We start from the raw sequence: 23,068 nt of genomic DNA on the forward strand, positions 1-23,068 counted from the left end.
TAAGGCAACAGGAGGTACGGGCGATGCTAAAGCAAACATCATTTACAGATACAATCACAGGGCTGCCGATCCTCGCACTAGGCTCAGAAGCAGGCGATACAGGGCATCTTTATTTTACGGCGATGTCCTGGTTGTCGAACAGCCGGCATCTCATTGCGTATACGGACATGGACCGGGAGACGTGGAAAGGCAATATCGTGCGTTTCGATACGGAAACGGGTCACAGGCAGGTGCTGGAGGAAGGCCGGATTTGGGGAAGCGGGGCCGTTTCGAGCGATGATATTTTATATTTGTTGGACAAAAATGAACTATATGCAATTGATGCATGGAGCGGGCAGCGGCGTACGATTTGCAAGCTGGAAGAGCACTGTACGTTCTTTGGGCCCTTGTCGATAACGAATGACGGCAAGATGCTAGGCGTGTATTGGAAGGAGGCGCTTCATCCGTCCGAGGGTGCTGATTCTCAGGAAGCCGATTGGGTAATCGGCACGGTGAATTCGGTCAGCGGTGAGGTGCGCGAAGCAGCTCGTCCGCGGTTTGAAGAGCCTCATCCGGTGGCGAATCATGCCATGATCAATCCGGTCGATGCGCAGCAAGTGTTCTTCTCGCATGAGGGCGCAACGGAGCAGATTCCGGATCGGCTCTGGGTGGTTGATACGCGTACTGGAGACATGCGCAATCTCTTTTTGCAAAAAAGAGCAGAAAGCGGACTGCCTGTCGAGTATGTCGGCCACGAAATGTGGGCGTTCGACGGGAGCGGGCTGTATTTCGTGAAATATCCGCATAGTCCGGATCAACCGACAGGCGTGTATTTCGTAGATCGGCAGGGCGAGCATAGCGAGTTCATTAACGGAGATTATCGGTATTGGCATGTTGGCATCAGTCCTGACGGCAAGCATGCGGCCGCGGATACACAGGAGCCAGGCATTTCCAAAATCGTGCTGATTAACACGGCTACGAAACAATCCACCCTGTTATGCGAGCTGCCATGCCGTGGGATGCATCCAGGGCACCCGCATCCGTCCTTTAGCCCGGACAGCCGGAAGATTGCCTTCACATTTTCGGATGCGCAGGATGTGCTTCATGTCGGCATTATAGACATAAGCAATCTAAAGTAGACCCTATAAAATTAGTTTAAACCACCTGATTCACTCCGGGTGGTTTATTTTTTGTAGGTGAATATTCGAAATTAACTTATTTTAAGCTGTCCGACTGGACGCTGTATCGGTCTGTGTTAATTTGCTGCTCTTGTTTAATGGTCAAGTCAACTTAGTTAACATGAGTTAATTTTACATTTGTCTTTAAATGGCTTGTACTTAAAAGAGAAAGCGCTACCTGTTAGTTTACTTAACAAAATAATGAAAAAACGTTTGACAATAGGCAGGGGAGTTGTTAATATTTAATTATTAACATCACTGGAATAAATAAAAGGAAAAACATGCTATTTTTATTATTTATTCAGGTATTATGCTTTTTTTATTAAATTTTATCGATAATTAATAACATGTATGGAACAATTACCCCGCAACAACATTAGACCAAGAAATTAAACGCAAAAGAGGGGAAGACGAATGGATAAAACATTAGTTGAAGAATATCGTGGAGGTGCATTGGAATGCGTGCATAGCGGGCATATATGCGGAGTCTCCATCTCGGGTGCTGTTAAGTACACAGTTGGGGATGTAGAATCATTGACTTATTTAAGGTCATCCGGCAAACCGTTTCAAGCAATTCCTGTCATTAGACACGGCGCGGATAGAAAGTTCGGGCTTTCTGATAAAGAAACGGCTATTATGATCGGTTCCCATCGTGCGGAGACCTTCCATGTTGAAGCTTTGGAATCCATGCTTGCCAAAATTGGGGTGGGAGAAGAAGCGCTTGTCTGTCATCCCACGTACCCCTTAAGCGTATCTGCCTCGGAAGCCATGCTTAGGGCGCAGAAGCCCAAACGTTCAATTTATCATAATTGTTCTGGCAAACATCTTGGCATCCTCGCTTTGTGCAAAACAATGGGATATAAGACGGAAGGCTACTTTGAACCTGAACATCCTGCTCAAATCGAGATCGTAGACACGCTTGCTTACTTATCAGAATGTCCTCGAGATCAGATACACATTGGTACGGATGGTTGCGGTTTCCCAGTATTCGCTATTCCTCTTAAGCATTTGGCGACTGCCTTTATGAAGCTGGCGTGTCCAGAGGTGATTGAAAATAGTGAGATTCGATCCGCCGTCATCCGAATAACTGCTTTGATGAACGAGCATTATGAGATGATTGCCGGTTCAGAGCGTATTTGCTCCAGTTTACTTATGGATCCCAATATTGTCGCTAAGGGTGGAGCTAAAGGCGTATACTGTTTTGGCTTGAAAAAAGAAAAGCTAGGTTTCGCGCTCAAAGTAATGGATGGTTCTGAGGATGAATGGCCTATTATTACGGCATCTATCCTTGAGCAGATTGGTTATAGCAACCAAGAGACGATTGAGCGAATGTATCAACTTACGCCAACGGACATGATTAACGACAATCAGAAAATTATCGGAACGAACAAAGCTGTGTTTACTTTAGAAACGAGATAGAAACCTAGGGCTTAGTTACTAAATGATGTTGAAGAATTATCTTCAGCAGGATTTTATAACATAGATTAAATTATAGGAGGGGTTATAAAATGAAGAAAAAAGCTACGATTCTAGCCTTATGTACCAGTCTTGTACTTACTTTTGCATTAGCAGGCTGCTCTACGAACAGCGGGCAGAATGAAGCGGCCAAAGCCACTGGAGCCGCAGGCGCCAAAGAAACGACAGGCAAGAAAGCGAAAATCTCGTACCTTGATCCGCTTCCAAGCCAGGAAAGAACAGCGCTTATGCAGGGACTTTTGAAGAAATTCCAAGAGAAAAACCCGAATATCGAAGTTGAATATACGTCTGTTCCTTGGGATGATGCGAACAAGAAATGGATGACGATGGGTGCTGCTGGCATTCTTCCTGACGTATTGAGTATTGATGATACTTCTTTGGTAGCGATGGCTTCAGCTGGTTATATCGAGAACCTGCAGCCCTTCTATGACAAGTGGGATCAATTAAATAATTTGACGGAAGCAACGAAGCAAGCGAGAAACAAATTCAAAGGCAAGGTCTACGCGATTCCGGATGGATTCTTGCTGCAGGGCTTATTTATAAGAAGCGATTGGTTCAAAGAACTGAATATGCCTGAGACTATCGCGACATGGGATGATTATTTTAATTTAGCGCAAAAATTCACAGATTCGGCGAAAAACAGATACGGTATTTCCTTCAGGGGAGGCGCCAATGGCGTTATTCGTGCAATGGAATATGTGATGGCGGCAGTCCATTCTGACAGTTGGTTTGATAAGGATGGCAAATCGATTCTGTATAAACCTGAAGGCGCTGCGGCGTTTAAGAAGTTCTATGATGTTTACTTAAACGGAAATGCGCCCAAAGAGTCTGTTAACTGGGGCTTCAATGAGATGGTGCAAGGGTTCTTGAACGGTCAAACCGCTATTTTAAATCAAACGCCAGAGGTTATTACTACAGCTCAGAAAAATATGAAAGAAGGCACTTGGAATGTAGTTCCAATGCCCAAAGCAGATGACGGCAAACGTTATATTTTCTGGGGCTACACAGCGGCGTATGCCATGTCCTCCAAATCGCAAAATAAAGACGCTTCTTGGAAGCTAATCGAATTCTTAAGTTCTCCCGAGAACAATCTGGAGTACAGTATCAAAAATTCGACGATTCCGATTTACAAAGATAATCTGAAGGATCCGTTCTTCAACAAAGGTCCTATTGCAGGGTACGCAGGTTCTATGGCGGATTCCAACATTGTGTTCGCAGGCCCGCCAAGCCATTTGACGAAGCTCGGTCAATTCACGGGAACGTTCGCCGTGGAAGAAACGCAGAAATATTTGACAAAAGCTCAATCGCTCGAGGATACCGTTAAGCATCTTGCGGATTTCCTAACGAAAGAACAGCAAGCTTATATGAAGGAAAATCCTTAGAAGGAATACAGGCAACCGGGGATGCGGAAGAATCCTCGGTTGTCTATTCTGAAGTATTGAGAAGGCGGGGAGAGAAAGCATGCTAAAAGCAATTCGATGGAAATCATTTGAGCCCTATTTATTAATCGCTCCTGCTGTTTTGATTATACTAGCTTTTTTTGCTTATCCGTTACTATCAGGACTCAAGCTGGCTTTTATGCATTATGTCTTATTTGAGCCGGGCAATATTCACTTTTCAGGCTTTGAAAATTTCAGATCATTGCTGGAAGACAAGAATCTCCCTCAAATATTAGGGAATTCCGTACTTTGGGTCGTCCTAACGGTAGGTTTGCAATTCGTTCTTGGATTCATTTTGGCACTAGCGCTAAATAAACAGTTTAAAGGGAAAAACATCTACCAATCTATTGTCTTTCTGCCTTGGGCTGTGTCTGCTTTTTTAATCGGGATGATTTTCAAGTGGTTGTTTAATGAACAGAATGGGCTTATTAACTACTTATTGGTGAAATTCGGAATTCTGGAAAAAGGCATCCCCTTTTTGGCTATTCCACATGTCTCTATTTTCCCAGTCATCGCTGCAATGGTATGGTATGGAGTGCCTTTTTTCGGAATTATGATACTTGCTGCTCTACAAAACGTACCTAAAGATATCTATGAATCTGCTGATATCGATGGGGCAGGCCGAATGACCAAACTATTTCGAGTTACGATTCCTTATATCAAACCGACGATTATTATTACCTTGCTCCTCCGAGTGATTTGGGTATTCAATTCCGCCGATTTGATCTACATCATGACTAACGGGGGGCCAGCGAATACTTCTCATAACTTGCCTTCCTATATATTTAATAAAATCTTCTATACGACTGACTACGGGCAAGCCTCCGCTTTGGGAATTATGATGTTGGCGATTCTTATTCTTTATACGTTAATTTTCTTGAAAGCGACTAAATATGATGATGCAGGTGATTTCTAATGGTCTCCTATGTTCGTAATGCAACACCGACAGTTTCTCGAGTTTTTGCGTTAACATTGTTTCTAATTGGTGCTTTGTTTCCGTTTTATTGGATGTTGGTCACTTCTCTCAAGGACAGACAGGAAATTTATAGCGGCAAACTAACGCTGTGGCCGCAAAATTTAACTTTTTCGAACTATGTGGATACTTTTCAGAATTCCAGCTTTCCAAACTATTTTATGAACAGTTTTATCGTTAGTATGAGCAGTTCAATCCTGGTATTGTTTGTATCTATTCTAGGCGGTTATAGTATGGCTAGATATTCATTTCGAGGCAAAAAGGTATTTCTTATTTCTTTTTTGGCTACTCAAATGATTCCTGTAATGGTCATTCTAGTTCCGCTTTTCATTACATTCAGCCAGCTGCACTTGTTAAATAAGCTGCCTTCGTTGATTATTACTTATACGGCCATGAACATTCCATTTTGTTTACTGACGATGTCCAGTTTCTTTCAGAGAATTCCTGTATCCCTCGAGGAAGCAGCTCTTATTGACGGGTGCAACAAGTTTCAAACGATGATCCGAATTATTCTGCCCATTATGCGGCCGGGAATTGTTGCTACACTTGTATTCGCATTTACGGGCGCATGGAATGATTTGTTTTTCGGGGTTATGTTTACGAATAGCGAAAGCACCAAAACAGTCCCTGTAGGACTAAGCAGTTTTGTGCAGAAATTTGATATTAACTGGGGGCAAATGAGCGCAGCGGGTATTTTATCTTTGATTCCGGTTGTGATTATGTTCGCTTTTGCCCAAAAATACATCGTATCAGGTCTTACTGAGGGTGCAGTCAAAGGATAACAATTTCAATTGGGAGGAGTGAGAATTATGCTGTTGGAAGTTATTGCAACTACAGTGAGGGATGCTGTGTTGGCCGAACAGAGCGGTGCAGATCGTATTGAACTAATAACTGGCATTCTAGAGGGTGGGTTAACGCCTAGCTGCGGCTTAATTGACGAGGTTGTGCACAGCACGACTATACCTGTTCAAGTGATGATTCGCCCGCATAGCCAATCTTTTTGTTATGACCAGCGAGATCTGAGCGTGATGATCAAAGATATACAAACAGTGAAACGGATTGGCGCCCATGGCATTGTACTTGGGACGCTAACCTCAGAGCGTGGGATCGATCATGAGGCGCTGCGCCGATTGTTGGATGAGGCTGAAGGGTTATCCGTAACTTTTCATCGGGCATTTGACGAAGCAAGCAATCTAGAGAAGGCTCTAGAGGAACTTCTAGCTTATAGCCAAATTGACCGTGTGCTCACCTCTGGAGGTAAGCCAAATGTGCTTGATGCGCAAGAGGAAATCAGACAGCTTGTTAAGCAAACGGACCATTCTCACCTGCGTATTTTGGCCGGGAGTGGATTGACAGTAAGTGCAATTCCCGCTTTCCTTCAAGCGACAGGTGTTAAAGAGATTCATTTCGGCAGAGGGGTACGGATGAATAATAATCCGCTGCATGAGATTGATACGGAACAAATTAAGAGTATAAAAAATATTTGAAGAGATCGTGATGCTGCTGGTTGACTGCGGTGTACAGGATTGTTAACATTAAACTTATTAACATGGGTGGAATAAAGAAGAGGAATCCAAGTCAATGAAAAAAATTGAGAAGCATGACCAAGATGTTATCAGGCTGCACAATAAGCAGATGATATTGGAAATTATTAAAAAGCGTCGGCCTATTTCCCGGGCGGAAATCACCAAAATCACGAAGTTGAGCCCTACATCCGTAGGGCGCATTGTAGGCGAACTATGTGAGCAAGGCTTGGTGAGGGAAACCGCGTTAACCTCGGTTGGGGTTGGGCGCAAGGCTATTATGCTGGATATAGATCCTCAAGCGGTATTTACCTTTGGGGTGGACATTGGCAAAAAGGTGATTAAGTTCGGCGTCATGGAATTCAGCGGCAAGCTGCTCCATGAAGAGCGGGTTGAGCATACCGCTTTGAAGGCAACCCCTGAAGCTACGGCTGCTTTAATCTCCGAAACGATTAACGTGATTATTGCGAATAAAAAACTCGATAAGTCGAGAATCATCGGCATCGGCATCGGCGTGCCTGGTGTGATCGACCATGATCGGGGAATCGTCCAATATTCCTCGACATTGGGTTGGAGAAATATCCCTTTCGCCCAGTTCATCCAGGACAAGCTGCATATTCTTACGGTCATTGACAATGACTTGAAAGTGAAGATTCTTGCTGAGTATTTACTAGGCTCCGCGCAAGGTTCGAGAAAGACGGCATTGATTGAGTTGGGCACTGGAGTCGGTTCCTCTTTGATCATCGATGGCGACATTTTTCGCGGGGGCTCAAACAGTGCCGGGGAGTTAGGGCATACAACGCTGGATCCGAATGGCAACATGTGCGAATGCGGCAAAAGAGGCTGTCTGCAAACGTATATCGACGAGTCGGCAATTCTGCATGAAGCCAACCGAATCAAGGAGACTGCTGATATGCAGCAGTTGTTTGCAGCGGCACAAAACGAAGAGAACTGGGCTCAGGACATTATTTCCAGAACTTCGCTTTACATTGGCATAACGATTAACAATATCGTCTGCATGTACAATCCCGATGCCGTCATTTTGTGCGGCGATTTGGTGGAAAATTATAGCGAGATTGTGCCTTTGATCGAAGAACAGTGCGGGCAGGTGGTCTGGGAACCGTTTCGCGACACCTTTAAAATTCTGACTTCCGAATTGAAAAGCAAATCGATCGTTGTAGGCGCAGCGATGTTAGTGATGAATAACTACGTAGATAAATCTTGATAAAATCCGAGCTGCCGATTTGCTGGCGGTTCGGATTTTTTTAATATTTTGGAGTGAGCGCGGAGTGACTCCAGCAGCCTTGTGCGAACAGAGGGAACTACAGTCCGCTATTCTAGCCAAAAGTATCCAAATCGCGGGGGTGAGGGAACTCTAGTCCGCTATTTTGCTGTTTCAAGGCAAATTCAGCGTTTTTCGTGGAAATAAGACCCTGTAGTTCCGCTAATACCATAGCATCCCTGCTATTTGCCTAAATAGCGTCCTCTAGTTCCCTTAACAGGTTTTGGCGCTACTTAGAGGCTGATCTCTCAGGGCGGCGAAGCCGTTTTTCTTTAGCTTTATCATGCAAAGAATATCGGCGCAAAAAATGTGTAGTCCTCTAAGCAAAAGAAGCAGAGGGCCGCAAAAAGTGAGACTTTCCATATAAACAGGCGGTTGTTATGGTAGGTTCATGCCGAATCGCGATAGGCTGCCAGTGTTGGTTTGAAATGAAAACGTATTCAATAAGGAGAGGAAGTGAATTTACTAGTGATAAAAAAATGGATGTTAAGCCTTATGCTGATTTCGTTAATGTTTACCTCACCTCTGTTTGGACTACAATCATTAGACAACACGACCGTTTATGCGGCAGACGCGTTACAACATACAGCGATCGGCAATTTTGAAAGTGAGGAAGAGGTTTGGAATTTCGGTCTGGGATCCGAGTTTCCGGGAGCTCAAGGCGCGTATGAGCGGGATGCGTCGGCACCGAGATCCGGGACCTTCGCAGGGAAGCTGCACGGTGATTTCAGTGCGGGCGGCAAATATGTGGCCATCGGTAAAAAATTTCTGCCCCTGGATATGCAGAAGCTGGAATTTTGGGTTAAGTCGGCCGACGCCTCTGCCCTTACGCTGCGCGTGGTTGATTCGACCGGACAGGTGCATCAGCGGAAGATCGCACTGGCGAATGCCAATTGGCAGAAGATCGAGATCAGCACCTTCAATATCGGCACGAACTATCTGCATTTCGGCGGCGCCAATGACGGCAAGTGGCATGGTCCTGCTGGCGGAATCTCCTTTTTGCTGGAGAAGTCCAACTTGATCGGCGGCAAAACGAGCGGAGACGCTTGGGTCGACGATGTATCGGTAACGGCGCCGCCTCAGGAGAACGTATGGGAGAACGCAATCGGCACCTTCGAGAAGGGCTTCGACATATGGACGATTGCCTCGCAAGGCGGAGCCAAGGGTGAATATATTCGGGATACGGCCGAAGTTAAGTCGGGGGCTTACTCAGGCAAGCTGAGCGGGAATTTCAGCGCCAGCGGGCTGAATGTTTCGCTCGGACGAAGCTTTACTACGCCTATGGATATGAAGAAGCTGGCATTTTGGGTCAAAACGGCCGATTATGCTGTGGTCCTGCTTCTGATGAAGGATTCAACCGGGCAGGTGCATCAGCAGAAAATCGCCTTGGCACCTACCGGGGATTGGCAGAAAATCGAAGTGTGGACCTTTAATGCCGGCACAAGCTATTTGCATTACAACGGGGCAAACGACGGGGTATGGCATGGTCCCGCCCAGGCAATCGGGCTCTTGGTGGAGAAGTCTGGTCTGGTAGGCGGGAAAACAAGCGGGGATATCCGCTTCGACAATGTCGTTGCGACCAGTTCCTTCCCGGATTTGTCCATCGAGCAGTCCCGCATGGGGAATGTCTTCCTGGCGAACGAGCCAGCAGCATTTCCTCTTGCAACAAGGGGAGATACCGTAAGTTGGAGCGTATACGACCATCTGGATCATCCAATTTTGGCAGGTAGCAGTGGGGTGCAGGACGGGCAATTGAATTTGACGATTCCTATCCAGCAGCTTGGTTATTATAAGCTTTCGCTTGCTGCTGAGAAAGGGGGTCAAACGATCAAACGTACAGAAATTTCGTTTGCTCGCTTAGCCGCGGATGATCCTACTCTGGCGAACAACTCTCCGTTCGGAGTGTCCACTCACCTTGCAAGAACAAGCGCCGGATGGACGCCTGAGTTAAGCACGCTGTTAAAGCGTGCCGGATCCAAGAATTTCCGTGACGAAATTACTTGGGTAGACGTCGAATACGAAAAAGGGAAATACCAGAAGCCGCCAGGCCGTGATGCCTTTATGCGGAAAACACAGCAGGACGGATTGAAGCCGTTCATCACCTTCGACTTTACCAATCCGTTTTACGATCAGGACAGCACACCTTATTCGGATGAAGGCCGACAGGGATTTGCTAATTATGGCAAGGCTTTGCTGGACTTATATGGCAACCAGATGGAATGGGTGGAAGTCTATAATGAGTTTAACGGTGGGTTCGGTGATCGAGGGAACGGTCCCGCCGATTCACGTCCGGACTATTATTTTAAACTGCTGAAGAAGACTTATGAGACAGTGAAAGCCGCCAGACCGGATGTTACGGTTGTCGGAATGGCATCGAATGTAGATCTCAAATGGATGGAGGAAGTGTTTAAGCTTGGCGGGCTTCAATACATGGACACGGTTTCCATCCATCCGTACAATCGAACGCCGGATGGCATGCTGCAAGATATCCTGGCTGCCAAAAGCTTGATCCGAACGTATAACCAAGGTCAAGACAAACCGCTTTGGATTACGGAAGTCGGCTGGCCGACCCATATTGGCGCCACGGGTGTAGTCGAAAAAACACAAGCGGATTACTTGGTGCGTGCTTATGTGCAAGCGCTGAGCGCCGGTGTCGAGAAAATATTCTGGTATGATTTGATGAATGATGGGATGCAAGCCGACTATGGCGAAAATAATTTCGGCCTCATACGCCATCAGGATGACCCCAAAGGTCAGTTCACGCCGAAACCTGCCTATGCAGCTTATGGAGCAATGACACGAGAATTGCTTGGCGCCACGTTCGTTGAACAGGAAACCGTCGGCACGGGCATTACCAGCTATCGATTTGATAAAAACGGCCAGAAGTTAAGAACCGTTTGGGCAAATACTCCCGTGCAGGCAGCAATTCAAACGAATTCGCCTATTCAAATCATGGATATTATGGGGAATACGGAAACCTTCACGCCGCTTAATGGCAAGGTGTATATGACACTAACTGCGGAGCCTATTTACATCCAAAGCGAAATTAATGGAATCACGGTGGATTCGACGTTCGCTGTGACGGGTGACGAGGCTGTAACTGGCGAGCCTGTTGCGCTGACCGTGGAAGCGAAGAATTCATCTGCTTCGCCTCTCGCTGCTTCCTTCACGGTGGAAGGATCGACATATTCTTTGAACGCAGGGGTCGGTCAGAATACGTTTCAGCCGTTCGCCCTACAAGGGTTGGACCAGGAAGGCATTCGTTATGTCACAGGAAATTTGATTGTGAACGGAAGCTTGATCGGAAGGCTTAAACATGAGGTTCAGACGCTTCCCTCTTATCATGCACGCCTCATTCCAGTTATTACGGATGTGGCCACGAAAGCAGAAGCCTTGCACATACAAATCCAGAACAATTCCAAGCAGTTGGGTCTAGCCGTCAGAAAAGCCGATTGGAAGTTCGGTACCCTGTCAGGCACACAAGATTTGACCGCTGTGATTCCTCCGGATACGACGAAGACGTTTGATATTCCGCTAAGTGGCTTTACTTACGGTGTTAGCAATCAAGCGCAAGTGACCGTCCAATTTGATGGAAAACAACCTTTCGTTTATGGAGGGAAGCTGGATTTCAATCCGATCCTTCCTGGAACGGTACAGATTGACGGCGTGGCTGACCCTGCGGTCATCGCGTCTCCGCCAGTTGCGCTCCTATCGCAAGGGACGGTAAAAATGCAAAACTATAGGGGCGCTTCGGATTTGGACGGCAGCGTCTGGGTGAACTGGGATCAGGATCATTTCAATCTGACTGCGATGATCAAAGACGATGTTCATTACACGACGGTAAGCGGAGCTGAGATTTGGAAAAATGATAGTCTGCAGTTTGCTGCCATGGCGGGTATTCCTGGCGAAAATTTGGCCTCCTATGAGTTCGGCCTTTCCCAGACGCCTGTGGGGCCGCAAATCTATCGTTGGTTATCGCCGAATACCAGCGTTAGGGAGCTTGTAACGAACGGTTCCTTGCAGGTATCCAGAAATGAAGATCAGAAGCTTACGGTGTATGAGCTCGCGCTTCCATGGTCTGAGCTTGCGCCGATCAAACCAGAAACGAATGGCGCTTTCAGCTTCTCGCTGCTGGTTAATGATAACGACGGTGCGGGTCGCAAAGGGTATATCGAGTGGGGCTCCGGCATTGGCGAAACCAAAGATCCCAAAAAATTCAGAACCGTTCAGTGGATCAAACCGCCAACGTCTCCCGTCATCACCATTGCAGGGGTAACAGCAGGGGAAAGCTATACGGATCAAGTGATACCGGTCGTGAAGGCGGAAGATGAGGACGGCGATCTGCAAACCGTTCGCACGCTTTTGGATGAGGAAAACTGGATATCCGGCACGCCAGTAACCACGCAAGGTAACCATACATTGTTCGTGGAAGCTATTGATCGGGCAGGGAACAGTGTCCAGCAAACGGTTCCTTTCAAACTGTACCGCAGCACGGTGTTAGCAGCTTCCAACGCAGAAGGGCGGCTGAGCGATATCGTTCAGCTAAGGGCAACGCTGCAGGATAAGAGCGGGCAGCCGATTGCCGGGGAAACGGTGTCTTTCACCATATACGGGAATACGATCGGAACTGCCGTTACCGATGCGAACGGAGTTGCCGCGCTGTCTTACACCATCCAATTGGAGGCGGATGCGGATCAGGAGAAGGTTTACCCCATTCAAGTTGCGTTCAACCAGAATGATGCCGCGTATTTCCTTCGCGGCGAGGGAAGCGGGACCATTACGGTGAAGCCTTCGCCGAAACCGGATGCTGCGGCTGCTCCAGGCAAGGCTGTTTTATCCGATGACAATGGCTATGATACGGGAATCAGGGACGGTAACTATTCGGTGACCATGCAGATGTGGTGGGGGAATAACGGCAGTACGTATAAGCTTTATGAGAATGACTTACTGATCGATACACAAGTCCTCACGGCGCACTCGCCAAATGCTCAGACAACTGTCACGTCCGTTACGTATCGTAATAACGGCATATACCGCTATTACGCAGAGCTCATCAATGCCGCGGGTACGACTAGAAGCGATGTTCATACGGTAACGGTTAGCCACGCTGCACCAGCAGTACCTGTTCTCTCCCATGATAACTGGGATGGGGATGGCAGCTTCAACATCAGCATGAACATGTGGTGGGGCACCAACGGTACGATGTATCGTTTGTACGAGAACGGTGTGCTCATCGATACGCAGCCTATTACGGATAGATCACCAAGCGCACAGTCAGCCACAACGGTGATCCGCGGCAAGCCGAAAGGCACGTATGAGTATCAAGCTGAACTCGTTAACTATGCGGGAGCAGCGGTCAGTGGGAAGATGATTGTGAAAGTGGATAATTGATATTTGAGATTGCCTGCCCCCCTCACGGGAGGGCAGGTGTTTTTACAAAATAAGAAAGCCAGGTGGTTCATCATGTCGAAGATGGATATTCAGCAATTTGATCACGTACATACCCCATTTAAGTTAGGGAGACCAGTAATGCAAGGATCTGGAATAACGGGGAATTTCGACTCGCAAGCTGTCGATTGCCCATTTGTTTTTGCCCATCAAGATTGTTTTTATATGATGTACGTAGGATTTGACGGAATTGGCTATCAGACAGCACTTGCGACGAGCTCCAACCTGTTGGATTGGGAACATAAGGCGATGATCCTTCCGCGATTGAAAAAGGATGAAAGATGGGATCACGTAGGTGCCGCGGGATCTTGGCTGCTGCTGGAGTCCAATGGCCTATATGATTTGCCGCGACTAAAAAAGATAGATAATCGCTATTGGCTGATGTATCACGCCTACCCGGATAAGGGCTATGAAGCAGGCGGAGCCGTCATGGGATTGGCCTGGACAGAGGATGAGAACTTGCTGGAATGGCATCGGCTGGATCAGCCTGTTTTTACGTATCAAGGTGGAGCGGCTTGGGAGAAGGCAGGTTTATACAAATGCTGTGTGATCGAGCAAGAGGGTCAATACTGGATGTTCTACAATGCGAAGAGAGATGACGAGTGGCCGTGGAATGAAGAGACGGGGCTTGCTTTCTCGAACGATTTGATCCATTGGGAGCGCTATGAGAGGAATCCCGTGCTTGAAGTAAAGGAAGGGAGCTTCTTTAGTCAATTTATCAGTGATCCTTGTATCAAGCATGATGGTCGGCAGTGGGTGAATTTTGCATTTGGTTTTGATGGCAATCACGCGCAGGGTGCTTTGGCGGTATCTAGCGATTTAAAGGTTTGGAACTGCGGCGAGCAGCCTTTAATCCCACACGGGGCGCAGGGGGAACAGGAGCTGGATGAAATCCATGCCCATAAGTCCAGTGTCATCTATTGGAATGGGGTTCTATATCATTTTTATTGCGCGAGCAGGCATTATCGATCAGGAGATCAGACCAAGCTGGAAGTTTTTGAAGGGCGGTTTGAGTTTCGTTGTATTACCGTTGCAACAAGCAGCCCGACAAATGAATGAATTCACATGGCACACCCTGAGCTAACTGGAAAACCTCCGGCTATTCTTGACCAATAAGAGCCTATAGAAGCTCTTATACGCGCCCAAAGTGGCTCATTTTAGGGAATAGCGGTCTTTGGAGACTCTTATCTCCAATCCATTCCCTCAAAACTCCTCGAAACGAAGAAATAAGAGCCCCTAAAGGCTCTTATACGCGCCCAAAGTGGCTCATTTTGGGGAATAGCGGTCTTTGGAGACTCTTATCTCCAATCCGTCCCCTCAAAACTCCCCCAAACGAAGAAATAAGAGCCTCTAAAGGCTCTTATACGCGCCAAAAGCGGCTCATTCAGAGGAATAGGAGTCTTTGGAGACTCTTAACTGTAGTCTAGTAACGACTACTCCCAAGGGAAGAGCAACTTTTCTCGGCAAACGTTGCTTTCAAAATACGAATGCCAGATGGTTATGCTCGGGAGAATCAGCCATTTCGAACAATATCACGAACATCCCCTAACAAAATGACACCCCAAACCCCCAACCTCACGAACACCCAACAAATGACCTCCCCCGCACAAACAACTGTCGGTTCTTCCTGAACGCTCCTTTCGTTACAATGAAAGCGCATACTGTTTTCGCAAAGGAGACTAATGATGAACTTTGACCTGAACGTTGTACCTTTCAGCCGTAGAGAATCCTTCTTGGCAATCTCGATTCTGCCGGAAGCCCAAGATCGACAAAAAGGCCTGTATCTGCGCACGGTGCGCGGCGGCGACGATAAATTCGGCGAGGCCTTTCATATCGCGATCCAGGATGCAAGCGGCCAATCCGTGCCTTTCGAGGCCATCGCTTGCCCGGAGCGAATTCAGCTTGCTTCGGCAGCAGGATCAGCGGAGATCTGCATCTCCGATCGCCGAACGTTTCGGATTCGCACGAAGGGATGTGGAATCCGTTTAACATTCCGCACGGCTGCCTACGATTATGCTTATCAAGCAGCTTCCAGCAGCTGGGAAGTGAACAGCTTCACGCATGGATGCAGGTTCATGCTGACGGCACTGGTTGGCGACTTGAAGATGGAAGTGCCATGGGACAAAATCAAAAGCTCTTACGTCATCGCAGATTTCATACCTGACGATCAAACGGGCGTTTCCGAGTTTGCTATAGAGGAATTCAATACGGTATGGGAGCCGCGCGCGGCTTGGGAATCCTTCGATGACGCGGTGGCGACAGCGAAGGAAGAATTTACGCGGTGGCTGGATAGGACGCTGCCTTTGCCGGAGAGATGGCAAGAAAGCAGGGAGCTTGCAGCTTATATTACGTGGTCCTGCCTCGTTCCGGCAGAAGGATGCTTGACGCGGCCAGCGATGTATATGTCGAAGAACTGGATGACGAATATTTGGAGCTGGGACCACTGCTTCAATGCGATGGCGCTCGTTCGTCATGATCCTAAGCTGGCGTGGGATCAATTCATGATTTTCTTTGACCGCCAGGACGAGAGCGGTTTGATCCCGGATTTCATCAATGATAAATACGAGCTCTGGAACTGCAACAAGCCGCCGATACACGGCTGGACGCTGGCTTGGATGATGGCCAGAACGGATTATATTAAGGATGCGCAGCTTAGGGAAGTGTACGGCCCTCTCGCCAAATGGACGAAATGGTGGTTCCGCTATCGGGACGGCGATGGAGACGGCATTCCGCAATACAATCACGGCAATGACTCTGGGTGGGATAACAGCACGGCTTTCAATAATGGCATTCCTGTAGAAAGCCCGGATTTAGCGGCTTTTCTCATTCTGCAAGTTGAACTGCTTGCTGAGATTGCAGGTCTGCTCGGTTACACCGAAGAAGCGACGGAATGGCGACAGCTTGCCGAGGGCACACTGGAGAAGATGATTCGTCATTTCTGGAAGGGTGACCATTTCACGGCTTGCCGCTCAGGCACGCACGCGTTGTCAGAAGGCGACAGTCTCCTCTTGTTTGTGCCAATCCTGCTCGGCAAACGGCTTCCCGAGTCAATCCGCGCAGCTTTATTGAAGGGCTTGCGGGATGAAGAGCGCTTCTTAACTCCCAATGGCTGGGCGACAGAGAGTGTGAAGAGCTCTTACTATCAGCCAGACGGCTATTGGCGCGGACCGATCTGGGCACCGTCGACGATGCTGCTTGTTGAAGGCGTTGCCGCAGCGGGGGATCGCGAGCTGGCGGAGGAAGTTGCCCGCCGATTCTGCGCTATGCTGGATCGCAGCGGAATGGCGGAGAATTTTGACGCAATGACGGGACAAGGATTGCGTGACCGCGCTTTCACATGGACATCCAGTGTGTTTCTAATATTAGGTCATGAGTACACAACAAACTAACTACAACCTGCACTTCTCCCTGTTTAAAAATAAGCAGAGATGAGGTGCTTTTCCCGTTTCATTTGACAGAATGAAGGGGATACGGTTTGTTTGCATAAACGGTTCCATGCTACACTTTTGAGTATCAGTGGACAGCGCAAGCTGGAAGGGAGGGTGCGATCATCAAAGACTTTTGGCTCAAGAAACTAAACATCCGCCTGCTATCTGGCTCTTATCGGAGCATTCGCACGAAGCTGCTTTTCTGCTTTCTCATTGTCACGCTTATACCGCTGCTCTCGCTTGGGGCTTTGTCCTATTATCAGTCCGCGAAGGTGATTAATTCCCAGTTTGGCAAATACGGCGAGAATGCAGTAGCTCAGTTGGAGCAGCAGACAAGCTCCTATTTGAATCGTATGAATCAAACGACGGAGACGGTCTACTCCTATCTGCTTGATCCTGCAAGAGTTGATTTGGGGGACCAGGCTCCGACGACGTATAAAGAAATTATGGATAAGGATGACTTTGAAGTCCTTCTGAAAGCGCTTAAAACAGATCGGACTACTGGCATCTATATCATTACCAGCTCTGGCTACTACTATGGAGAAAATAATCTTGATGTCTCGAAGCTCGGACTGATCCCGGCTTGGCAATCGATGTTGGATACACAGGAAGGGAAATATTGGCTGGGGTTCTATCCGCAGAATCATGGCATGAAGGAAAGCGAAGAATCCGGGATCCCCGTGCTCGGCTTAGCAGTACCGATTACTAATCCTTATGGCGCGCTGCGCGGCAGCAAAATTCTGATTGAAGAAAATGCCGGGGATCTGCTGCATATGTTCAAGCTGTTTGAGAATGATACGAAAGCTCATCTGAGAATAACGAATCCGCAGGGGCGAATTATATATGAGACGCAATCGACAATCACATCACAACCGAGTGATATTGTGTGGAACAAAACAGTTGCGGCCAATCAATGGACCCTAGAGGCCAGGTTGCCTGCCCGGTTGTTCTACAGTTCTTCAGGAATAATAAGATCCAATACGATTCTGGTTGCTGTTGTGTCATGTTTGCTGGCTTTTGGGTTTGCTTATTGGTTCTCCTCCCGATTCACAGCGCGGATTCGTCGTCTGAAGGATGCGATGCAGAAGGTCGGCTTCGGCAAGCTGCAGACGAGGACTCAGGTGGAAGCCAGGGATGAGCTGGGTAGTTTGGATACGAGTTTCAACAACATGGTGCGCGGCATTCAGACTTTGATCGGTGAGGTTGAACGAAGCGAGAGGCTGAAGAAGGAAGCGGAATTGAAAGCTTTTCATTATCAAATTAATCCTCATCTGCTCTTCAATACGCTTAATTCCATTCAGTGGAAAGCCAGATTGCAGGGGGCGGAGGATATCCGCCAAATGCTGTATCATCTGACGATGGTGCTGGAAGGCAATTTGGATATTTCGCAGGAGCTCATTCCGCTTGGTCGAGAGCTGCGAATGATTGAGCATTTTCTGAAAATTCAAGAGGTCCGCTATGGTCCTGTTTTCACCTATGAGTTGGTCTGTGATGAACAGCTTAAGCAATATCTGATTCCCCGGATGACGCTGCAGCCATTGTTCGAAAATATTTTCTTCCACGGCTTCGAGGATGGCAAGGGAGTGATCCGTTTAAGCGTGCGGGAGGCAGGGAATCAGTTGCTGCTTGCGCTTTCCGATAATGGCGCAGGCATTCCGGCGGATAAATTAAAACGGCTTCTTCAGCCCGGTGATACGAAACGCAAAGGCAGGGGCGGTCTGGGCGTGCTGAATGCCGATCAGAAATTCAAGCTGCATTTTGGCCAGCAATATGGTTTAGCTGTGCAATCGATCCAAGGGGAAGGGACAACGATCACGATGGAATGGCCTAAGAAGGAGGAGAGTCCGCATGGAAACAGCGAAGACCATTAAGGTGATTATCGCAGATGATGAGAGCATCGTTCGCAAAGGGCTCCGTTCCACGGTGCCTTGGGATAAATACGGGATGGAAGTCGTGGCGGACGCCCCGAATGGCCGGAAAGCTTGGGAGGCTTTCCTGGAGCATCGGCCTCAAGTGGTGATTACGGACATTGTAATGCCCGAAATGGATGGGATTGAGCTGTCGCGCCGCGTCAAGGAAGCAGCGCCGGATACAAGAATCATCCTGCTCAGCTGCCACCGGGATTTCGAGTATGCCCAGCAAGGGATCAAGCTGGGAGCGGCAGGCTACTTGCTCAAGACGGCCTTCGAAGATGATGAGCTGGAGGGGATGCTGGCGAAGTTTCAGCATGATTTGGCGATGACGGCATCCGTCTCGGCCGTCACTCAGGCAGTTCCCGGTAAAGACGAAGATGAGCGTCTCGGAACACTGCTTTATGCTTGGCTGAATGGGCATAATGACAAGTTCGTCGAGGAAATGAAGAAACGGACCCGCGAGGTGTGGTCTTTCCACGGGGAGCCGGTGTATGTGTACCTCATCAAGACGTCCGGGTGTGAGGCATCCTGGCTTGAACTTTTGAAGGAGAGCGCCCAAGAAGACCGCCAGCTCTGTGAAGGGGCGATCATTCCTTATGGCGAGGAGCGCTGCTACTATATCGTGCCGGAATCGCTTCGGAAGGCGGCAGAGGGCTTGCTGGTTGAGCGAAAAAGCGAGAGCGCGAAGCTGCAGTGGGCCAGAAGAGGGCCGCTCACAAGCGCAGAAGAACGCTTAGAAGCGCTAGCATCCTTGCATAAAGCTTCGGAGTTGGAGAAAGCCTATGGCGTAACTGCCACGGATTGGCCAGAGCCAATCTGGAAAGCAGTTAAGCTGCTGCACGACAATCCGGCCGCAGATTGGTCGGTCAGTGATGTGGCTGGACAGGTTGGCCTCAGTCGGAGCCATTTCTCGATCTTGTTCAAGAAAGCGCTGGGGGACAGCTTCGTCGCTTTTCAATACAAACGCAAACTCAAATTAGCCTATGGGTTATTAAAGGATACCAACCTGACGATGCAGGATATCGCTGAGCGAACAGGGCTTGGGGATAGCAAATATTTCAGCAAATGGTTCAAACGATGCACAGGCCAAACGCCAAGCCACTACCGTGCCCAACAAAAAGACGGTACCCTCCGAACATAACGGCACCCGTCTTCGCAAATCGAACAAAAAAGCGCAAACATTCGAATAGTTATCGGTTTTGAACCGCTTTCATTTTAGTTATGATGAAAGCGGTTCAATTATTATTACTTCACTCATCGATAGGGGAGCTGACCGAATGAAGAAGAAACTTTCACTCATTGTCCTTACATCTGCAATCACCATTACAACGCTTACAGCATGCGGGAATAACGAAGGTACCAAAGACAAAGCGGCAAAGCCGGCAGAGACGAACCCTTCAGCCAATGTGAAAACGCTTCGATTCGCCACCTGGGATACCGGAGATGCACTGAAAATTGAGCAGGATATCGCGAAGAAGTTCGAAGCGAATCATCCTGGAACGGTAGTTCAAGTAGAAGCTTACGCTGACGGTTTCGATCAGAAGCTGGCAGCCGGTTTCGGCGCTACGAATCCTCCGGATGTGATGTACATGTGGGATTTCCCAACGTATCATCAGTCGCTTGAACCGCTTGGCAGCTACGCTGACGGGGATAAGGATTTGAAGAAGGATGATTTCTACAAAGGGTTGTTCAATTACGCGACGATCGACAACAAGCTTTATGGGATTCCGGCTGGTTTTACGACCCGTGTTATGTATTACAACAAGAAGATTTTCGATAATGCCAAAGTTCCTTATCCTAAGGATGGTTGGACATGGGATGAATTCCAGGAAATTACTAAGAAGCTGACGGATAAGGCGAATAAACAGTATGGATTTGGTGTTCGTGCCGAGAATGATACGTACGATTTGCAAGGTTTCGTGTGGAGCAATGGCGGTTCTTATATTTCGGATGACGGTAAAACGATAAACGGCTTCATGAACAGCAAAGCAACCGCCGGGGCTATTCAAATTTTCGGAGATATGCTCAAGAACGGTTCGGCCGTGTTAGCCGGAGGCAAGGGGCAGCAAAGCGGCGAGGATATTTTCAAAGCCGGGAAAATCGCCATGTGGGAAAGCGGCATCTGGCCACTGGAATCGTTCAAACAAGCAGGAATTGATGTAGGGACCGTGGAGATGCCTGCATTCCCAGGTAAACCAGTCAAAGGTGTCATTGCTGAATCCGCCCTTTCTATTGCGAAGGATTCGAAGCAGAAGGACCTCGCTTGGGAGTTTATCAAATATTATGTTGGGAGCGAAGCGATCAAAATGCGCGTAGCGGATTTGCCAGTCAGAGGAAGTGTCGTGAACGAGCTGAAGAAGGATCAAGACCCGCTATACAAGCCGTTCTACACCATGCTGCAGCGCTCCGACAACTCGCCAGCGTTCCTGCTCAATGCCAAGTGGAATGAAATAAACCGCCAGCTATCGGCAGCTGTAGAAGCCGTCGTTCAAGGCAGCAGTGCTCAAGATGCGCTGGATCAGGCAGTAAAAGACAGCGAGCGTTATTTGAAATAAGAAGACTACAGTCTCTGCAGAAAGAAGGTTAGGAGATGGCTCAGACCTACCCGCAGCAAGCAAGCGCAGAGAAACCATTGGCCAGCCTCATGCCTAGAAGGAAACGAAGCTTAGGTGGGGTCATTCCCTACCTCTTCATTTTCCCGTGGATCTTTGGATTCCTGGTGTTCACGTTAGGGCCTTTGTTATTCTCGCTCATTATTTCATTTTTTGATTGGCCGATTGTAGGGAAAGTGCGTTTTATCGGCTTAGGCAATTATATCGATATGTTCACGGATGACCCGCTGTTCTGGAAATCGTTCGGCGTGACGATCAAATTCGCTGCGTTGTTTGTTCCTCTTAATATCGCGGTTGCGCTAGGTCTGGCGATTCTGCTCAATCAGAAAGTGCGCGGCAGCGCGATTTTCCGCACGGCGTTTTATTTGCCATCTGTGATCTCGGGTGTTGCCCTTGCGATGATTTGGGCTTGGGTGTACAGCGGGGATTACGGCATTCTGAATTATTTCCTGTCGCTTATCGGCGTACAAGGTCCGAATTGGTTGAACAATGCGCATTGGTCTCTGGTCGCGATGGTCGTTGCCAGCCTGTGGGGACAGGGCTCGATGATGCTCGTCTTCCTTGCAGGGCTCAAGGGGATACCTAAGGACCTGTATGAATCTGCTTCTATTGACGGAGCAGGCAAGTTAAGACAATTTTTCAGCGTGACGATTCCGATGCTCAGTCCGACCATCATTTTTAATCTTATTACGTCCATTATTGCGGCATTTCAACAGCTGACGCTTGCTCTCTTGCTTACGGGAGGCGGTCCTTTGAAATCAACCTACTTTTACGCGATGTACATGTACGAGAATGCCTTTAAGTTTTTCAAAATGGGGTATTCCGCAGCCAATGCCTGGTTCATGTTCCTTATTGTCCTCAGTCTCACGTTCCTTGTCTTCAAATCGTCAGAGGCGTGGGTGTTCTATGAAGGCGAAATGAAACGCAAACCGCAGAAGAAAGCGAAGTCCAGCGGAAGGGGGCGGTCTTCATGAAACGGGTAGTCGTCTATGGCTTGCTGATTGTCTGCTCGCTGTTGTTCGTCGCTCCGCTGTTCTGGGCGGTGACGACGGCGCTGAAATCGCCAACCGAGCTGTACCTTTTCCCGCCTAAATGGATTCCTTCTGTTTGGAAATTCGGCAATTTTGCCGATGCGTGGACGATTCAGCCGTTTAACTTATTCCTGAAAAATACCGTCATCGTGACGTTGTTGTCCACGCTAGGCCAACTGATATCCTGCACGCTCGTAGCCTACGGGTTCGCGAGATTTGAATTTAAAGGGCGCGATCTATTATTTCTGATTGTGCTCGCAACGATGATGATTCCTTGGGAAGTTACCATGATTCCGCAGTACATGGAATTTAACTATCTGGGCTGGATTAATACGCTCAAACCGCTTATAGTCCCATCGTTTTTTGGTTCAGCATACTACATTTTCTTGCTGAGACAATTCATCCTCACGCTTCCTCGTGAATTGGATGAGGCAGCTACCATTGATGGAGCGAATAAATTCGCTATTCTCGTGCGGATTATCGTTCCTCTCATGGGACCGTCGCTGATCTTAGTCGGCGTGTTTCAGATGATGAGCTGTTGGAACGATTATCTCGGACCGCTCATTTTCCTAAATGATCAATCGAAATATACATTGACGCTTGGATTATCGCAGTTCAAAGGCATGTTCGGCGTCGATATGCAGTCCATTATGGCAATCACCTGTCTGATCTCCATCCCGCCGCTGGCTGTTTTCTTTTTCGCGCAGCGTTATATTGTCGGCGGTATCGCAGGTACGGGAATTAAAGGATAGATGCAAGATTCGTAGAGATAGAATGATAGAGAGA

15 protein-coding genes are annotated in these 23,068 nt (G+C 48.1%); all 15 read left to right on the forward strand.

The genetic code is table 11. The features are described 5' to 3' along the window. Window positions 1–23 precede the first annotated feature (23 nt). The 15 genes from LOZ80_RS37180 (at window position 24) to LOZ80_RS37250 (ending at window position 23,034) form a co-directional block, all read left to right on the forward strand. Complete coding sequence (locus LOZ80_RS37180; protein WP_238169188.1) at window positions 24–1,118, forward strand: TolB family protein; 1,095 nt, start codon at window positions 24–26, stop codon at window positions 1,116–1,118. 453 nt (window positions 1,119–1,571) lie between these two features. Next, window positions 1,572–2,576 (forward strand): asparaginase, encoded by a 1,005-nt coding sequence (locus LOZ80_RS37185; protein WP_238169189.1) that lies wholly within the window; start codon window positions 1,572–1,574, stop codon window positions 2,574–2,576. Window positions 2,577–2,665: 89 nt separating this feature from the next. Then, window positions 2,666–4,015: an ABC transporter substrate-binding protein gene (locus LOZ80_RS37190; RefSeq protein ID WP_238169190.1), complete on the forward strand. Its 1,350-nt coding sequence runs from the start codon at window positions 2,666–2,668 to the stop codon at window positions 4,013–4,015. Between the two features lie 79 nt (window positions 4,016–4,094). Then, entirely contained in the window at window positions 4,095–4,988 is an 894-nt protein-coding gene (locus LOZ80_RS37195; protein WP_238169191.1) for a carbohydrate ABC transporter permease, read from the forward strand. Between the two features lie 239 nt (window positions 4,989–5,227). Beyond that, window positions 5,228–5,827: a carbohydrate ABC transporter permease gene (locus LOZ80_RS37200; RefSeq protein WP_283214809.1), complete on the forward strand. Its 600-nt coding sequence runs from the start codon at window positions 5,228–5,230 to the stop codon at window positions 5,825–5,827. 27 nt (window positions 5,828–5,854) lie between these two features. Next, window positions 5,855–6,532 (forward strand): copper homeostasis protein CutC, encoded by a 678-nt coding sequence (locus LOZ80_RS37205; RefSeq protein ID WP_238169193.1) that lies wholly within the window; start codon window positions 5,855–5,857, stop codon window positions 6,530–6,532. Between the two features lie 94 nt (window positions 6,533–6,626). Then, the gene (locus LOZ80_RS37210; protein ID WP_079414287.1) at window positions 6,627–7,793 is read left to right on the forward strand and encodes an ROK family transcriptional regulator; all 1,167 of its coding nucleotides are present in this window, start codon (window positions 6,627–6,629) and stop codon (window positions 7,791–7,793) included. Window positions 7,794–8,345: 552 nt separating this feature from the next. After that, window positions 8,346–13,241: a sugar-binding protein gene (locus tag LOZ80_RS37215; RefSeq protein WP_238169194.1), complete on the forward strand. Its 4,896-nt coding sequence runs from the start codon at window positions 8,346–8,348 to the stop codon at window positions 13,239–13,241. Between the two features lie 72 nt (window positions 13,242–13,313). Continuing rightward, entirely contained in the window at window positions 13,314–14,357 is a 1,044-nt protein-coding gene (locus tag LOZ80_RS37220; RefSeq protein WP_238169195.1) for a glycoside hydrolase family protein, read from the forward strand. Between the two features lie 626 nt (window positions 14,358–14,983). After that, the gene (locus tag LOZ80_RS37225; RefSeq protein WP_238173220.1) at window positions 14,984–16,687 is read left to right on the forward strand and encodes an amylo-alpha-1,6-glucosidase; all 1,704 of its coding nucleotides are present in this window, start codon (window positions 14,984–14,986) and stop codon (window positions 16,685–16,687) included. Window positions 16,688–16,974: 287 nt separating this feature from the next. Then, window positions 16,975–18,597 (forward strand): cache domain-containing sensor histidine kinase, encoded by a 1,623-nt coding sequence (locus tag LOZ80_RS37230; protein ID WP_337950988.1) that lies wholly within the window; start codon window positions 16,975–16,977, stop codon window positions 18,595–18,597. Further along, window positions 18,575–19,780, forward strand: a complete 1,206-nt coding sequence (locus tag LOZ80_RS37235; protein ID WP_238169196.1) for a response regulator — start codon at window positions 18,575–18,577, stop codon at window positions 19,778–19,780. The genes LOZ80_RS37230 and LOZ80_RS37235 overlap by 23 nt, the downstream gene beginning before the upstream one ends. Window positions 19,781–19,916: 136 nt before the next feature. Beyond that, window positions 19,917–21,194: an ABC transporter substrate-binding protein gene (locus tag LOZ80_RS37240; RefSeq protein ID WP_238169197.1), complete on the forward strand. Its 1,278-nt coding sequence runs from the start codon at window positions 19,917–19,919 to the stop codon at window positions 21,192–21,194. 89 nt (window positions 21,195–21,283) lie between these two features. Further along, window positions 21,284–22,225 (forward strand): carbohydrate ABC transporter permease, encoded by a 942-nt coding sequence (locus tag LOZ80_RS37245; protein WP_238173222.1) that lies wholly within the window; start codon window positions 21,284–21,286, stop codon window positions 22,223–22,225. Beyond that, a complete protein-coding gene (locus LOZ80_RS37250) occupies window positions 22,222–23,034 on the forward strand; it encodes a carbohydrate ABC transporter permease (RefSeq protein WP_238169198.1) in 813 nt (270 codons plus the stop codon). Before LOZ80_RS37245 ends, LOZ80_RS37250 begins: the two co-directional genes overlap by 4 nt. The last annotated feature ends 34 nt before the right edge of the window (window positions 23,035–23,068 follow it).

Source organism: Paenibacillus sp. HWE-109, from assembly GCF_022163125.1.
Lineage (GTDB): Bacteria > Bacillota > Bacilli > Paenibacillales > NBRC-103111 > Paenibacillus_E.

Coding starts and splice junctions, on each gene's coding strand:
- LOZ80_RS37210 (WP_079414287.1), top strand. CDS start 6,627: ATGAAAAAAATTGAGAAGCATGACCAAGATGTTATCAGGCTGCACAAT.
- LOZ80_RS37245 (WP_238173222.1), top strand. CDS start 21,284: ATGCCTAGAAGGAAACGAAGCTTAGGTGGGGTCATTCCCTACCTCTTC.
- LOZ80_RS37200 (WP_283214809.1), top strand. CDS start 5,228: ATGAGCAGTTCAATCCTGGTATTGTTTGTATCTATTCTAGGCGGTTAT.
- LOZ80_RS37240 (WP_238169197.1), top strand. CDS start 19,917: ATGAAGAAGAAACTTTCACTCATTGTCCTTACATCTGCAATCACCATT.
- LOZ80_RS37220 (WP_238169195.1), top strand. CDS start 13,314: ATGTCGAAGATGGATATTCAGCAATTTGATCACGTACATACCCCATTT.
- LOZ80_RS37195 (WP_238169191.1), top strand. CDS start 4,095: ATGCTAAAAGCAATTCGATGGAAATCATTTGAGCCCTATTTATTAATC.
- LOZ80_RS37215 (WP_238169194.1), top strand. CDS start 8,346: ATGCTGATTTCGTTAATGTTTACCTCACCTCTGTTTGGACTACAATCA.
- LOZ80_RS37180 (WP_238169188.1), top strand. CDS start 24: ATGCTAAAGCAAACATCATTTACAGATACAATCACAGGGCTGCCGATC.
- LOZ80_RS37190 (WP_238169190.1), top strand. CDS start 2,666: ATGAAGAAAAAAGCTACGATTCTAGCCTTATGTACCAGTCTTGTACTT.
- LOZ80_RS37225 (WP_238173220.1), top strand. CDS start 14,984: ATGAACTTTGACCTGAACGTTGTACCTTTCAGCCGTAGAGAATCCTTC.
- LOZ80_RS37235 (WP_238169196.1), top strand. CDS start 18,575: ATGGAAACAGCGAAGACCATTAAGGTGATTATCGCAGATGATGAGAGC.
- LOZ80_RS37185 (WP_238169189.1), top strand. CDS start 1,572: ATGGATAAAACATTAGTTGAAGAATATCGTGGAGGTGCATTGGAATGC.
- LOZ80_RS37205 (WP_238169193.1), top strand. CDS start 5,855: ATGCTGTTGGAAGTTATTGCAACTACAGTGAGGGATGCTGTGTTGGCC.
- LOZ80_RS37250 (WP_238169198.1), top strand. CDS start 22,222: ATGAAACGGGTAGTCGTCTATGGCTTGCTGATTGTCTGCTCGCTGTTG.